At 74.2% G+C, this 14,237-nt stretch carries 14 protein-coding genes and 1 pseudogene; 8 read left to right on the top strand and 7 right to left on the bottom strand.

The features are described from left to right. Window positions 1-648 carry an FMN-dependent NADH-azoreductase gene (locus tag LQ51_RS24680; protein ID WP_046569632.1) on the top strand — a complete coding sequence of 216 codons (648 nt, stop codon included), beginning with the start codon at window positions 1-3 and terminating at the stop codon, window positions 646-648. A 74-nt stretch (window positions 649-722) separates the two neighbouring features. Here the strand turns inward: LQ51_RS24680 and LQ51_RS24675 are convergent, their stop codons facing one another. The 3 genes from LQ51_RS24675 to LQ51_RS24665 form a co-directional block, all read right to left on the bottom strand. Further along, on the bottom strand, window positions 723-1,757 hold the full coding sequence (locus tag LQ51_RS24675; protein WP_046569630.1) for a 2-oxoacid:ferredoxin oxidoreductase subunit beta: 1,035 nt from the start codon (window positions 1,755-1,757) through the stop codon (window positions 723-725). Further along, window positions 1,750-3,597, bottom strand: coding sequence for a 2-oxoacid:acceptor oxidoreductase subunit alpha (locus LQ51_RS24670; protein ID WP_046569628.1), 1,848 nt, complete (start codon window positions 3,595-3,597; stop codon window positions 1,750-1,752). Before LQ51_RS24670 ends, LQ51_RS24675 begins: the two co-directional genes overlap by 8 nt. A 257-nt stretch (window positions 3,598-3,854) precedes the next feature. Further along, window positions 3,855-5,300 (bottom strand): hypothetical protein, encoded by a 1,446-nt coding sequence (locus LQ51_RS24665; protein WP_046569626.1) that lies wholly within the window; start codon window positions 5,298-5,300, stop codon window positions 3,855-3,857. A gap of 130 nt (window positions 5,301-5,430) precedes the next feature. On the opposite strand from LQ51_RS24665, the gene ndhC reads away from it, so the two are divergent. Then, complete coding sequence (ndhC, locus tag LQ51_RS24660; protein WP_046569624.1) at window positions 5,431-5,808, top strand: NADH-quinone oxidoreductase subunit A; 378 nt, start codon at window positions 5,431-5,433, stop codon at window positions 5,806-5,808. A 7-nt stretch (window positions 5,809-5,815) separates the two neighbouring features. Here ndhC and folP read toward each other — a convergent pair whose 3' ends face one another. Then, the gene (gene folP, locus LQ51_RS24655; protein WP_046569622.1) at window positions 5,816-6,685 is read right to left on the bottom strand and encodes a dihydropteroate synthase; all 870 of its coding nucleotides are present in this window, start codon (window positions 6,683-6,685) and stop codon (window positions 5,816-5,818) included. A gap of 139 nt (window positions 6,686-6,824) precedes the next feature. Here folP and LQ51_RS33520 point away from each other — a divergent pair. From LQ51_RS33520 to LQ51_RS24635, 4 genes and pseudogenes are all read left to right on the top strand, one after another. Beyond that, window positions 6,825-7,328: pseudogene (locus LQ51_RS33520) on the top strand (DivIVA domain-containing protein); the annotation flags it as partial. Window positions 7,329-7,708: 380 nt separating this feature from the next. Beyond that, a complete protein-coding gene (locus LQ51_RS24645; protein WP_046569620.1) occupies window positions 7,709-8,260 on the top strand; it encodes an SRPBCC family protein in 552 nt (183 codons plus the stop codon). Window positions 8,261-8,395: 135 nt separating this feature from the next. Then, window positions 8,396-8,980 carry a DNA-3-methyladenine glycosylase I gene (locus LQ51_RS24640; RefSeq protein WP_046569676.1) on the top strand — a complete coding sequence of 195 codons (585 nt, stop codon included), beginning with the start codon at window positions 8,396-8,398 and terminating at the stop codon, window positions 8,978-8,980. A gap of 36 nt (window positions 8,981-9,016) precedes the next feature. Then, a complete protein-coding gene (locus LQ51_RS24635) occupies window positions 9,017-9,679 on the top strand; it encodes a hypothetical protein (RefSeq protein WP_082159625.1) in 663 nt (220 codons plus the stop codon). A gap of 5 nt (window positions 9,680-9,684) precedes the next feature. Here LQ51_RS24635 and LQ51_RS24630 read toward each other — a convergent pair whose 3' ends face one another. Together LQ51_RS24630 and LQ51_RS24625 are read right to left on the bottom strand one after the other, a co-directional pair. After that, window positions 9,685-10,476, bottom strand: a complete 792-nt coding sequence (locus tag LQ51_RS24630; protein WP_046569618.1) for an enoyl-CoA hydratase-related protein — start codon at window positions 10,474-10,476, stop codon at window positions 9,685-9,687. Window positions 10,477-10,480: 4 nt separating this feature from the next. After that, the gene (locus LQ51_RS24625; RefSeq protein WP_046569616.1) at window positions 10,481-11,299 is read right to left on the bottom strand and encodes a PaaX family transcriptional regulator; all 819 of its coding nucleotides are present in this window, start codon (window positions 11,297-11,299) and stop codon (window positions 10,481-10,483) included. Window positions 11,300-11,489: 190 nt separating this feature from the next. Here LQ51_RS24625 and LQ51_RS32305 point away from each other — a divergent pair, with 190 nt between their 5' ends. Next, entirely contained in the window at window positions 11,490-11,657 is a 168-nt protein-coding gene (locus LQ51_RS32305) for a DUF3117 domain-containing protein (protein ID WP_013283866.1), read from the top strand. Between the two features lie 146 nt (window positions 11,658-11,803). Then, window positions 11,804-13,264, top strand: coding sequence for a leucyl aminopeptidase family protein (locus LQ51_RS24620; RefSeq protein WP_046569671.1), 1,461 nt, complete (start codon window positions 11,804-11,806; stop codon window positions 13,262-13,264). Between the two features lie 40 nt (window positions 13,265-13,304). Here LQ51_RS24620 and LQ51_RS24615 read toward each other — a convergent pair whose 3' ends face one another. Further along, window positions 13,305-13,877, bottom strand: coding sequence for an O-methyltransferase (locus tag LQ51_RS24615; protein ID WP_046569614.1), 573 nt, complete (start codon window positions 13,875-13,877; stop codon window positions 13,305-13,307). Window positions 13,878-14,237 lie beyond the last annotated feature (360 nt).

Genomic DNA, 14,237 nt, shown 5'->3' with positions numbered 1-14,237 from the left:
ATGGCACAGCTGTTGCACATCGACTCGAGCATCCGGGGCGAGCACTCGATCAGCCGGCGGCTCACCGCCCGGGCCGCCGCGGCCTGGCGCGCCGCCCATCCCGACGGCACCGTGACCTACCGGGACCTGGGCCGGAACCCGCTGCCCCACCTCGACGAGGCCGGCGGCCTCGCCCGGATGGTGCCGGCCGAGCAGCACAGCCCGGAACAGCGCGCGTCGTGGGCGCTCTCCGAGGAACTGGTGGCCGAGGTGAAGCGGGCCGACACCGTCCTGCTCGGGTTGCCGCTCTACAACTACGGGGCACCCAGCAGTGTGAAGACCTGGGTGGACCACCTCATCGCGCCGGGCATCGCGTACGACCCGGTTAGCAACGCCGGCCTGCTGGGCGACCGGGAGTTCATCGTGCTGGCCAGCCGGGGCGGCGGCTACGGCCCGGGCACGCCGCGGGCGGGCTGGGACCACGCCGAGCCCTGGCTGCCGCACGGCCTCTCGCTGACCGGGATCCAGCCGCGCTTCATCACCGCCGAGCTGACGCTGGCCCCGGTGAACCCGGCCATGGCCGAGCTGATCCCGCTGCACGAGGCGAGCCTGGCCACCGCGGAGCGGGAGATCGACGAGCTCTGGCTGCCCGCCTCGGCCGCGGCCTGACCGGAGCCGTCCGGCAGACGAAGAGGGTGGCGCTCCCTCGGGAACGCCACCCTCATCCGGTCAGTACCGGCCGGTCAGAGAATCGTCCAGGTGTCGCCACCGGCGAGCAGGCCGGCGAGCTGCTCCTCCGGGGTCTCGCTGACCGCGGCCCGGGCGGCGGCCACCTGCTCCTGCACGACGCTGTCGTACGACGCCCGCTGCACCGAGCGGAACACGCCGATCGGGGTGTTGCGCAGGTCCAGGCCGGGCAGGCGGGACAGCGCGAAGGCGTACGCGGGGTCGTTGACCGTCGCGTCATGCACCACGATCTCCTCGGCCGGGGTGGCCGCGGTCTCGCGCACCTCCAGCCCGAAACCGCCCGGCGGGTGGACGACGCAGAACTGCCCGTCCTTGCCGAACGTGATCGGCTGCCCGTGCTCCAGCCGGATCAGCGCGTCGTCCCGGGTCGCCGGCTCCTTGAGCTGATCGAAGGCGCCGTCGTTGAAGATGTTGCAGTTCTGGTAGATCTCCACGAACGCGGAACCCTGGTGGGCGGCGGCGGCCCGCAGCACCGACTGGAGGTGCTTGCGGTCGGAGTCGATGGTCCGGGCCACGAAGGTGGCCTCCGCGCCGAGGGCCAGCGACAGCGGGTTGAACGGCGCGTCCGCCGAGCCGACCGGCGTCGACTTCGTGATCTTGCCGACCTCGGAGGTCGGCGAGTACTGCCCCTTGGTCAGGCCGTAGATCCGGTTGTTGAAGAGCAGGATCTTGAGGTTGACGTTGCGGCGCAGCGCGTGGATCAGGTGGTTGCCGCCGATGGAGAGCGCGTCGCCGTCCCCGGTGACCACCCAGACCGACAGGTCGGGCCGGGTCGCGGAGAGGCCGGTGGCGATCGCCGGGGCGCGGCCGTGGATCGAGTGCATCCCGTACGTGTTCATGTAGTACGGGAAGCGCGAGGAGCAGCCGATGCCCGAGATGAAGACGATGTTCTCCCGGGGGACGTTCAGCTCCGGCATGAACCCCTGCACGGCGGCCAAGATGGCGTAGTCACCGCAGCCGGGGCACCAGCGCACCTCCTGGTCGGACTTGAAGTCCTTGGCGGTGAGCTTGAGGGCGACGGGCTCAGACATTCTTCACGACCTCTTCCAGCATCGTCTCCAGCTCGGCGGCGGTGAACGGCAGACCGCGGACCTGGTTGTAGCCGACCGCGTCGACCAGGTACTTCGCCCGGATCACGTGGGCGAGCTGGCCGAGGTTCATCTCCGGGATGACCACCCGCTGATAGGAGCGGAGCACCTCACCGAGGTTGGCCGGCATCGGGGCCAGGTGGCGCAGGTGCGCCTGGGCGACGGAGAGCCCGCGCTGCCGCAGCCCCCGACACGCGGCGCCGATCGGGCCGTACGTGGAGCCCCAGCCGAGCACCAGCACCCGCGCGTCGCCGTCCGGGTCCTCCACCTCGACGTCCGGCACCGGGATCGTCTCGATCCGGGCCGCCCGGGTCCGCACCATGAAGTCGTGGTTGGCCGGGTCGTACGAGATGTCGCCGGTCTTGTCGGCCTTCTCCAGGCCGCCGATCCGGTGCTCCAGGCCCGGCGTGCCGGGCACCGCCCACGGCCGCGCCAGGGTCTCCGGGTCCCGCAGGTACGGCAGGAAGGTGGTGCCGTCCTCGCCGTTGGGCCGGGTGGCGAACTCCACCCGCAGATCGGGCAGGCTGGCCACGTCCGGCAGCAGCCACGGCTCGGAGCCGTTGGCCACGTAGTTGTCGGAGAGCAGAATGACCGGCGTGCGGTAGGTCAGCGCGATCCGGGCCGCCTCCAGGGCGGCGTAGAAGCAGTCCGCCGGCGACTTCGGCGCGATCACCGCGACCGGGGCCTCGCCGTGCCGGCCGTACAGCGCCATGTTGAGGTCGGCCTGCTCGGTCTTGGTCGGCATGCCGGTGGACGGCCCGGCGCGCTGCACGTCGACGATGACCAGGGGCAGCTCCAGCGCCACCGCCAGGGAGATCGTCTCGCTCTTCAACGCCACCCCGGGACCGCTGGTCGTGGTCACTCCGAGCGAGCCGCCGTAGGACGCGCCCAGCGCCGCGCCGACCGCCGCGATCTCGTCCTCGGCCTGCATGGTCACCACACCGAGCTTCTTGTGCTTGCTCAGCTCGTGCAGGATGTCCGACGCCGGCGTGATCGGGTACGCCCCGAGGAAGACCGGCAGCCCCGAGCGGACGCCGGCGGCGACCAGACCGAGCGAGAGCGCCGCGTTGCCGGTGATGTTCCGGTAGGTGCCCGGCAGCATCCTGGCCGGCTTGACCTCGTACCGGACGGAGAAGTCCTCGGTGGTCTCGCCGAAGTTCCAGCCGGCCCGGAAGGCCGCGATGTTCGCCGCGACCAGCTCGGGACGGGCCGCGAACTTGCGCTCCAGGAAGCGCAGCGTCGACTCGTACGGGCGGGAGTACATCCAGCTCAGCAGGCCGAGAGCGAACATGTTCTTGGCCCGCTCGGCGTCCTTCTTGGACACGTCGTGCTCGGCCAGCGCGCCGACCGTCATCGAGGTCAGCGCCACCGGGTGCAGCTGGTAGCCGGCCAGCGAGCCGTCCTCCAGCGGGCTGGTGGTGTAGCCCACCTTGGCCAGGTTGCGCCGGTTGAACTCGTCGGTGTTGACGATGATGTCCGCGCCGCGCGGCAGCTCGGCCAGGTTGGCCTTGAGCGCCGCCGGGTTCATCGCCACCAGCACGTTCGGGGCGTCACCGGGGGTCAGGATGTCGTAGTCGGCGAAGTGCACCTGGAAGCTCGACACGCCCGGCAGGGTGCCGGCGGGTGCCCGGATCTCGGCCGGGAAGTTGGGCAACGTGGAGATGTCGTTGCCCAGCTGGGCCGTCTCAGAGGTGAACCGGTCACCGGTGAGCTGCATGCCATCACCCGAGTCACCGGCGAACCGGATCACCACCCGGTCCAGTTGACGGATCTGCTTGGTCACGCCCGCACCTCGCTTCGCTCAGCGCCGTCGCAGGGGCGGCTGAACATGTTGGTGACCCCGCCTTGCCCCGCCACGTGCCCTCCTCGACGCGCCGCTGCCGCCGGCCGTCCGTCGCCGGTGCGGCCCGCTCCGATTCTCACGTCAGAGCGTACGTCGACCGCTTAGGGCAACCTTGGTGGAGGTCCGACGTATGGGAACTGATCGGGCCGGTGTATGCCCGGCTATGGACCGTTTAGTACCGCCACCCGTAATCCAGATCACCGAGTTCGGCTGCCGTTCCCGCCGTCCCCGCCGGGCGGATCGCTCAGCCGGCGGCGCAGCGACGTGGTCGCCAGGGCGAGCGCGAGGACCACCAGGAGCCCGGAGACCACGATCAGGGCGACCGCGGTCTGCCGCGCCGTGCCGTCACGGTCCCGCCCGGTGTCCTGCTCGGCGGCGGCCAGCACGCCCTGGGAGCCGGTCGCCGTGGGCGAGGTGACCGGCGGGGTGCTCAGCGCGGCGGCGGCGGCGATCCGGAAGCTCATCTGCACCTGACGGTCCCGGCCGCTGCGCGGGTCCAGCCACCCGATCACGGCGCCGGCCAGCGGGGCCCGGCGCTGGGCCTCCGCCGTGGCGCTCACCGGCAGCCGCAGGTCGACGCCGCGGCCGGCGGCCACCCTGCCCAGGTCGCAGCGGGTCCGGTCGCCGCTCGCGGCGGTGCAGCCGGGTGGCGGGTCGGTGACGGTCACCCCGTCGGGGAGCACCACCTCGATCCGGCCGGCGGCGTCGACCTGGCCGGTGTTGCCGAGGTGTACGGAGAGGGTGGTCGGGGCGCCGGTGATGTCGAAGACCACCTCGTCGGCGCGGAGCGCGATACCGGGGACCGGCGGGCCGGGCGGGAAGAGGACCGCGAAGCCCTCGTCGTCGCCGGCCGTGCCGGTGACCCCCGCCGCGCCGGCGGTCACCCGGACGGTTCCGCTCAGCGGCATGGACCGCCAGGCCGTACCGGAGACCCGGAGCCGGATCCGGCTGCTGAACCGGCTGCCGGGAGCGGCGGTCCACTCGCCGCAGCGGTAGGCGCCGCCACCGGCCGGCGCGCAGCCCGGCGTACCGGCGTCGGTGAGCCCGGCCGGCAGGGTGTAGCCCAGGCCGATGCGCTCCGCCACCCGGCCGGTGTTCGTGACGGTCACCTGCAGCGTGGCGAGGGTGCTGTCCGCGTTCCAGTACCCCGACGTCAGGGTGACGTCGCCGGTGCTGACGTGCACTCCGAGCGGGCTTCCCGGGGGCCCGGGCTGGCCGGGCGGAGGCGGGAGCGGGGCGGGCGTGCCAGGCCTCGGCTTGGTGGTGGTCGGGACCGGCTCACCCGGGGCGCTGGTGGTCGGCGGCGCCGGCTCGGTGGTCGGCGGGGCCGGTGACGTGGTCTCCGGCGGGGCGCTCTCGGTCGGCGGGGCGGTGGTGGGCGCCGGCCCGGTGTCGGTGGGGTCGGCCGTCGGCGTGCCGTCGGTCGGATCGGTGTCCGCGCCGCCGGCCGGATCGCTCGCCTCACCGGGCAGCGGTTCGGCGGCCATGGCCCGGACCGGGCCGGTCACGGTGGGCGAGGCAGCCGCGAAGCCGGGCGCCGCCGCGACGGCGGCCGCCAGTCCGGCCGCGAGGGCGCGCATGAGCAGGACGGACATTCGAGGCTGCGCGACCCGCCAGGCGGGGCGTACGCGGGGGCGGGCCATCTCTCCTCCGTGACGCTCAGTGAGTTGTCATTATTCGGCAACAGTTGCTGTCCGGCACTAGTCCCGCCAGGAAACAAAACCGTAACGTGTCCGGGGCGGTCCGGCCGGGTGGCCCGGTAGGCTCCCGAACGTGACCGGATACCTCGGCTCGTACGCCACGCTCGGTCTCCTGTTGCTCGCTGCCGTGCTCTTCTTCGTTACGGCGTTCTCGGCCAACCGGGTGTTACGTCCTGGCCGTCCGGCCGATCCGTGGGGCAAGCGGACCAGCTATGAGTGCGGCATCGACCCGGTGGGCGGCGACTGGGCGCAGATGCAGATCCGCTACTACGTCTACGCGTACCTCTACGTGCTCTTCGCGGTCGAGGCGGTCTTCCTCTTCCCCTGGGCGCTGATCTTCGACCGGCCCGGGTTCGGCGTGACGACCGTGGTGGAGATGGCGATCTTCGTGGCCGTGGTGGCGCTCGGCATCCTCTACGCCTGGCGCCGGAACATCCTCCGCTGGACCTGAGCCCCGCTCAGGCGAGGCCGCGCCGGGTCAACGCGGGCGGTCGGTCGCCCCGGATCGAGGCCACCATGTCGAGCACCCGGCGGGTCTGGCGTACCTGATGGGCGCGGAACACCCGGGCGCCCAGCCAGGCGGAGACGGCGGTGGCCGCGAGCGTGCCCTCCAGCCGCTCCGGCACCGGCAGGTCCAGCGTCTCGCCGATGAAGTCCTTGTTCGAGAGCGCGACCAGCACGGGCCAGCCGGTCCCGGTCAGCTCGCCCAGCCGCCGGGTGATCTCCAGCGAGTGGCGGGTGTTCTTGCCGAAGTCGTGCGCCGGGTCGATGAGGATCCCGTCCGGCCGTACGCCGAGGGAGACCGCACGGTCGGCGAGCCCGGTCACCGTGCTGAGCACGTCGGCCAGCACGTCGTCGAAGGCGGCCCGGTGCGGCCGGGTACGCGGGGCGAGCCCGCCGGCGTGCGAGCAAACCAGCCCGGCGCCGGTCGTGGCGGCGACCCGGGCCAGCGCCGGATCGGCCCCCGACCAGGTGTCGTTCAGCAGGTCGGCCCCGGCGGCCACCGCCTCCACCGCCACCTCGGCCCGCCAGGTGTCGATCGAGATGACCACGTCCGGAAAGGCGGCCCGGACCGCCGCGATGGTGTCCACCGTCCGGCGGATCTCCTCGGCCACGTCGACCTCGTCGCCCGGCCCGGCCTTCACCCCACCGATATCGATGATCTCCGCGCCCTCGGCGACCGCCCGCTCCACCGCCCGCAGCGCGCTGTCCTGGGCGAAGGTGGCACCCCGGTCGAAGAACGAGTCGGGCGTGCGATTGACGATCGCCATCACCACCAGCTCATCCGGGGAGAAGGTCCGTCCACCGAGCCGCAGCGCGCCGGCCATCCCGTCCTCCTGATCTCCGCTGGTCCGCCCCCGACGCTATCCCGCCGCCCCACGGCCGGCCCCGGCGGTACGCCGGGATCTTCCGACTGGAGGCGGCGGAGGGCTCGCCCCGCGCCGTCCCGCGTGCCACGATCTCCCCATGCGTGAGGTTCTGCTCCTCGTGGCCGTGGTGCTGACCGTGGCGGTGGTGGTGTTCGGGGTGACGATGCTGGTTTCCGGACGTGATCCGGGCCTGGCACCGGCCGAGCCGGACGGGCGGGCCGTGCCCCTGCCCGGCGGCCGTCCACTGGCCGAGACAGACGTGGCCGGGGTGCGCTTCGACACCGCGCTGCGGGGCTACCGGATGGCCCAGGTCGACCAGGCGATGCGCCGGGCCGCCTACGACATCGGCTACAAGTCGGAGCTGATCGGGGTGCTCGAGGCGGAGGTCGACGCGCTGCGCGAGGGGCGGATCGAGGAGGCCGACGCGCTGCGCCGGGCCCGGGAGGAGGCCGCCGCCACCGCCCCGGCCGACGACGCCCCGACCGGCGATGAGCCCGGCCCCGCGGTGGGCCCCGTCGAGGTGCTGCCGGCCGAGGCCGGCGTGGCGGAGGCGCCGGCCGCCGCCGCCGTCGAGGACGTGGCGGCCCGGCCGACCCCGGCCGGTCCGCAGCCGGCCGCCGGCCGACCGGCCCCGGTCGCCCCGGTCGCGGCTCCGGTCGCCCCGGTCGCGGCTCCGGTCGCCCCGGTTGCGGCTCCGGTCGGCCCGGCCGCCGCCGAGGTCAGCCTCCGGCCGCCGGTCGATCCCGCCGGCACCGAGCCGGAGCAGGGCTACGCCGCCGACCCCGAGCCCGCCCACGAGACGGACAGCGATGCCGCCGACCCGGTGACCGGGGCGGCCGATGCGGGCGGGACCGGGACCGGGCGGGCCGATGCGAGCGACGCTGGGACCGGGACAGCCGACGCCGGCGACGCCGGGACCGAGGAGAACGCCGACACCGAGGGGGACCGGGACCGCGGGCCGGTGGTCCGCTCGGAGTCCGCGTGACCAGCCCCGCTGGCCCGGCCGGCCCCGGCGGCCCCGACGGCGCTGACGGCCCCGGCGGCCCCGGCGGGTCGGACGGGCTCGCCGAGGCGGCCCAGCCCGGTGCCGGCGAGGTCACCGCGACCGTGGTGGTGAACGCGCCGGCCGAGCGGGTCTTCGCCGCGCTCACCGCCTGGGAGCGGCAGTCCGACTGGATCCCGCTCACCACCGTCCGGGTGGTCGAGGGCGACGGCGGCGAGGGAAGCCTGATCGAGGCGGTCACCGCGCTGGGCCCGGCCGCGCTGCGCGACGAGATGCGGGTGGTCCGGGTGGACGCCCCGTACGAGGTCGGCGTGGTGCACTGCGGCAAGCTGCTGCGCGGGCCGGGGGTGCTCCGGTGCACCCCGATGGACCGGGAGCGGACCCAGGTGGTCTGGCACGAGTGGTTCCACCTGCCCGGCGGGACGGCCGGCCGGGTGGCCTGGCCGGTGCTCTGGCCCGGGTCGAAGCTCAGCCTGACCCAGGCGTTGCGCAAGTTCGCCCGGCTGGTGGAGCAGGGCCGGCTGCCCTGACCCGCCGGCTGCGCTGACTTCGCCGGCTGCCCTGGCCCGTCGGCTGCGCTGACTTCGCCACCTGCCCTGGCCCGCCGGCTGCGCTGACCCGCCGGCGGTCGTCGACTGTCGGTGGGCCGGCCTACCGTGTACCGCGTGACTGACCTGGTGACCGGCGCCGACGGGCTGGCCCGCTGCGCCTGGGGAGCGAGCACCCCGGACTACGCCGTCTACCACGACGAGGAGTGGGGCCGGCCGCTGCGCGGCGACGACGCGCTCTACGAGCGGCTGACCCTGGAGGCGTTCCAGTCCGGGCTGTCCTGGCTGACCATCCTGCGCAAGCGCCCCGCGTTCCGGCTCGCCTTCGACGAGTTCCGGATCGAGAAGGTCGCCGGCTACGGCGAGGAAGACGTCGTCCGGCTGCTGGCCGACGCCGGGATCGTCCGCAACCGGGCCAAGATCGAGGCGGCTGTCGCCAACGCCCGCGCCGCCCTGGAGCTGCCCGACGGCCTCTCCGCCCTGCTCTGGTCGTATGCCCCGCCGGCCCGGGCGGCCCGGCCCGGCTCCTTCGCCGAGGTGCCGGCGGTCAGCCCCGAGTCCACCGCGCTGGCCAAGGCGCTCAAGAAACGCGGCTTCCGCTTCGTCGGCCCCACCACGGCGTACGCGCTGATGCAGGCCACCGGCATGGTGGACGACCACCTGGCCGGCTGCCACGTGAGCCGGCCCGCGTCCGGGGCCTGACCCGGGTCGCCCACCGCGGCGTGATGGGATTGGGACATGACCGACACCGAGCCGCGCACGAGCGGGACGATCGACGGCGGCCCCGACGGCTGGTCGCGGCGCACCGGGCCGGAGCAGCCGGAGGCCACCGGCGCCTGGGCGGTGCTCCTGCCCGCCGAGCGGTACGACGCCGAGCGGCTGGTCCACCACGACACGCTGGAACTGACCGGGCTGGACGGCGGGACCCGGCCGGGCCCCGGTGAGCCGGTCGCGGTGCTGGTCGACGAGCCGCTTCGGCTGGTGGCGCTCGGCCGGGTCGCCCCGACGACCGGCGAGACCCGGGAGGACCCGGATGACCCGCAGTCCGAGGCCGGCCCGGGGGCGCTCGTGGTCACGTACACCCGGCGCACGCTCGACGAGCCGGTGCCGGTCACCGACCTGACCCTGGCCGGGCCGGTGACCGCGCTCGACCCGGCCGTCTGGCGGTCGCTGGCGGACCGGATCGGCGCGCCGCCGGCCCGCCGGTCCTGGCTGGTCAGCCTCGACCTGCCGATCGAGGCGGCCTCGCCGGCCGAGGCGGTCCGGCTCTTCTGGGCGTACGTCCAGGAACTGGGCCCGCGCGAGCTGCCGGCCTTCGTCTCGCCGTCCGGGGACGAGCTGGCCATGCAGGCGTTCGTGCTCGGCGTCGAGGCGAACCAGGACCCCGAGGAGGACGACTGAGGCGGTCAGCGACCCTCGAAGACCGGCTTCTGCTTGTTGACGAAGGCCAGGGTGGCCGCCTTGTGGTCGGCGGTGGCGCCGCAGATCGCCTGGGCCTGCGCCTCGGCCGCGAGGGCGTCGGCCAGGGTGCCGGCGTCGGCGATGGAGAGCTGCCGCTTGATCGCCCCGTACGCGACGGTCGGGCCGGCGGCCAGCCGGGCGGCCAGCTCCTGCGCGGTCGGCAGCACCCGCTCGTCGTCCTCGACCAGCCTGGTGAGCAGGCCCAGCCGGCAGGCCTCCTCGGCGCCCACCGGCTCGGCGAGCATCAGTAGCTCGACCGCCTTGGCGTGGCCGACCAGCCGGGGCAGGGTCCAGGAGGCGCCGGTGTCCGCGGCGAGCCCGACGCCGGCGAAGGCCATCAGGAAGCGGGTCTTCGGACCGCCGATCCGGAAGTCGGCGAGGAACGCCAGCGACGCGCCGGCCCCGGCGGCCATCCCCCGGACCGCGGCGACCACCGGCTTGGGCAGGTTGGCCAGCCGGGCGGCGATCGGGTTGTAGTGGGCCCGCACGGTGCCGAGCGGGTCGGCGTCGGCGGATTCCAGCGTCTGCACGTGCTCCCGCAGGTCCTGCCCGGCGCTGAACGCGCCGCCCGCGCCGGCCAGCACGACCGCCCGGCACGAGCGGTCGGTCTCCAGCTCGGCCAGGGTGTCCCGGAGCGCCTCCTTGAGCGCCACGTCGAGCGAGTTCATCGCCGTCGGGCGGTTCAGCGTCAGGGTGACGACGGCGTCGGTGCGGTCGACGAGCAGCGGCTCGGTCACGTGTTCAACGACCCTTCTGTCGGGCGAGGCGGTTGCTGGCGTCGAGGCAGTGCTCGACGTACCGGTCGGCGGCCGGCCGGAGCCGGGCCGCGTGCCGGTCGAAGAAACTGGCCGCGCTGGTGCCCGGCCAGCGCTCGGGGAGCAGCGCGGGGGGCAGCTGCGGATCCCGGAAGAGGAAGGTACGCCACGCGTGCACCAGCCGGAACCGGGCCGCGTACGCCTCCTCGTCGGTGCTGCGCACGGTGATCCCGGAGAGCAGCGGCTTCTGCTCGGCCACGAACCGCTCGTACGCCCGGCCGATCTCGGCCAGGTCCCAGGCGCGGCGGACCACTCCCATCGCGCCCGGCGTGCCGGCGGCGTGCGCGGCGGTGAACCGCTCGTAGCGCACGCCCGCCTCGGCCAGCAGGACGTCGAGGTCCTCGCCGGGCCGGGTGGCCACCCAGGTGCAGTCGTCCAGCGTGCCGTACCCGAGGAAGGTCAGGTTGGCGGCCAGCCGCTGCCGGTCCCGCCGGGAGGGGGGCGCCTCCAGGACCAGCAGGTCGAAGCGGCCGTCCCAGCTGTGCCGGCCGGTGCGGTAGATGCGGGCGGCGGCCTCGTCCAGTCGGCGGGCCGCCTTCGGTGTGATCGAATAACCCGGCCCGGAGACGAGCCGGAGGGGTTCGAGCCAGCCCTGGCGGACCATCCGGGAGACCGCGGTGCGTACCGCCGGAGGGGCGATCCCGAGCGGCGCCAGCAGCTTGACCAGGGCGGCGACCGGTGCGCGCCCACCCCTCGCGCGGAGGTGGTCGCCGTACAGGTCGAAGAGTGCCGACCGTGCCTGCATGACCGCACATTGTGACAGGCCTATCCAAGATAAGCTAGATGCTGTTACATCAATGCTGCTTCGGTTTGGGTCCGGCGGTGTTCATCAGGGAAAATCGTTGGCGGCGACCCCCGCGAAGGCTGCGGGTGGTTATGACGAAGTGGCTGTGGGGCAACCCACCGACCCTGGCGTAGGTCTGAGGGGAGACAACATGGCGGCGATGAAGCCGCGGACGGGCGACGGTCCGCTGGAGGTCACCAAGGAGGGTCGGGGCATCGTCATGCGGGTCCCGCTGGAGGGTGGTGGCCGGCTCGTCGTCGAGATGACTCCCGACGAGGCCACCGCGCTGGGTGACGCGTTGAAGGCGGCCGCCGGCTGATCGAGAACGGTCCGCGTGGCGTGCGCCACGCGTACGGTTCGTGATTCCCTGAGCCACCGGCTCTCGCCGGTGGCTCAGGGCCTTCATCGGCTCACTGGCGGCGAATCATGCCGCTTTGCGAAGATTTCTCGGAGGTGCGGTCCAGCGTGCTGGCCATCCGTCTGGTGCCCGGGCCCGACCGGCCCGACACCCTCGTCCTGCCCGTTCAACCCGGAGGGCCGGACCGCCCGGCCGCCCTGGTGCCCACCGCCCCTCCGCCCGGCGACGAGGTGCGCGCCGAGGCCACCGCGCTGCTGCCGGTCGCCCGGCTCACCGGCGAGGCCGGCGAAGTACGTGAGCACCTGCGTCCGGGGGGCACGCCGGCCCGGCTGGTGCTGCTCGGCGTGGGGGCGGGGGACGAGCCCGACTGGCGCCGCGCCGGGGCCGCTCTGGCCCGGGCGGGCAAGGATGAGACACGGATCACAGTCGCGCTGCCGCCCGGTGGCGCGGTCGCGCTGCGCGGCCTCGTCGAAGGCCTGCTGCTCGGCTCGTACCGGTTCCGGATGACCGAGGCCGGCGGGGCGCCCGCCCTGGCCGAGGTGGATGTCGTGGTGGACGACCCGGACGGGCTCGCCGCCGTGCTGGCCACCGCGCGGACCACCGCCGAGATGACCCGGCTGGCCCGCGATCTCACCAACACCCCGTCGTCGGTGAAGAACCCGGAGTGGTTCGCCGGCCAGGTCGCCGCCGCCGCGGCCGACCATCCCGACCTGCACCTGCGGGTACGCGAACCCGAGGAACTGGCCGCCGAGGGCTTCGGCGGCATCCTCGCCGTCGGCGGCGGCTCCGCCAGCGGGCCCCGCCTGGTCGAGCTGGACTGGCGTCCCGCCGACGCCCGCACCCACGTGGTCCTGGTGGGCAAGGGGATCACCTTCGACACCGGCGGCATCTCGATCAAGCCGGTGCCCGCCATGAAACTGATGCGCAAGGACATGGCCGGGGCGGCCGCCGTGATCTCCGCCACGCTGGGCGCCGCCGCGCTGCGGCTGCCGGTCCGGGTCACCACGCTCGCCCCACTCGCCGAGAACATGGTCAGCGGTGCCGCCTTCCGCCCCGGCGACGTCATCCGCCACTACGGCGGCACGACCAGCGAGACCACCAACTCCGACGCCGAGGGGCGGCTGGTGCTCGCCGACGCGCTGGCGTACGCGGTGCGCGAGCTGAAGCCCGACCTGCTGGTCGACCTCGCCACCCTGACCGGCGCGAACGCGGTGGCGCTGGGCAAGCGGCACGGCGCCCTCTACAGCGACAACGACCAGCTCGCCGCCGACCTGCTCGCGGCCATCGAGGCGGCCGGCGAGCGGGCCTGGCGGATGCCGCTGCCCGCCGATTACGTCGAGTACCTCGGCAGCGACATCGCGGACCTGCACAGCTCCCCGGACCGGGGGGCCGGCTCGGTGGTCGCCGCGCTCTTCCTCCGCGAGTTCACCGGCGACCTGCGGGACCGCTGGGTGCACGTGGACATGTCCGCCCCCTCCTGGTCCGACGACGTGCACGCCGAGCTGACCAAGGGCGCCACCGGCTGGGGCGTACGCGGGCTGCTCCGCTGGCTGGCGACGCTGCGCTGACGCCGCTGCGCTCCGCGGGCCTCTCGGTCGCCGGCCCGGGTCAGCCCTTCACGGCGGCGAGCAGGCCGTGCCCGACCGGGAGCAACGCGGCGATCCAGTGCTCGGACTCGCGGATCGCCTTGATCGTCTCCCGGACGGTGACCGTCTCCACGTCGCGGGCGGCCGGGTCACCGATCCGGCCGCCGGCCAGCGCGCCGTTGAGCGCGAGCACCCCGCCCGGCCGCAGCAGCCGCAGCGCAGCGTCCACACAGGCGGTGAAACCCGCCGACTCGGCGTCGACGAAGACCAGGTCGTAGGCGCCGTCCGCGAGCCGCGGCAGCACGTCGAGGGCCCGGCCGGTGATGATCCGGGTACGCCCCGCGGGGAAGCCGGCCTCCAGAAAGATGCGCCGGGCGATGCGCTGGTGCTCCACCTCCACGTCGATGGTGGTGAGCACCCCGTCCGGGCGCATCCCGCGCAGCAGCCAGACGCCGCTGACGCCGGTGCCGGTGCCGATCTCCACCACCGCCCGGGCGTTGCCGGCGGCGGCGAGCAGCCGCAGCGCCGCGCCGGCGCCCGGGGTGACGGCCTCCAGGCCCACCTCCCGGGCGAGACTGCGGGCCGTGCGCAGCACGAGATCCTCCGTGACGTACGACTCGGCGAACTGGAGCGCCTGGGCCGTCGAGTTGCCGGAGCTGGCGACCGTGGCGATGGGACACCTCCGGGCGGCGGGAGTGGTGCGAGGGGTCGGTTGGCGCTATGAGCCTAGAGGCGTGCCCCGAGACGCGCAGCCGCGAGTCACCCTCGAGACGATCACGACCGGGCAACCCTGACCGGTTCCGGGGCATCCGTGCAATCCTGGACGTGTCCCTGTGCCCGGCCGGACGGCGCGGGTGCGGGGCACGCGGGACGGAGTGGGAGGCACGGACGTGACCGACGGCTGGGACTGGCGCCGGCCCGGCGGGACCCCGGTGCCCGGCGATCCGGCGCGGGG

This window comes from Micromonospora sp. HK10, assembly GCF_000982955.1.
In the GTDB taxonomy this organism is placed as follows: domain Bacteria; phylum Actinomycetota; class Actinomycetes; order Mycobacteriales; family Micromonosporaceae; genus Micromonospora.
Note: the sequence above shows the minus strand (reverse complement) of the source record. Positions and strands in the feature narration are given on the sequence as shown.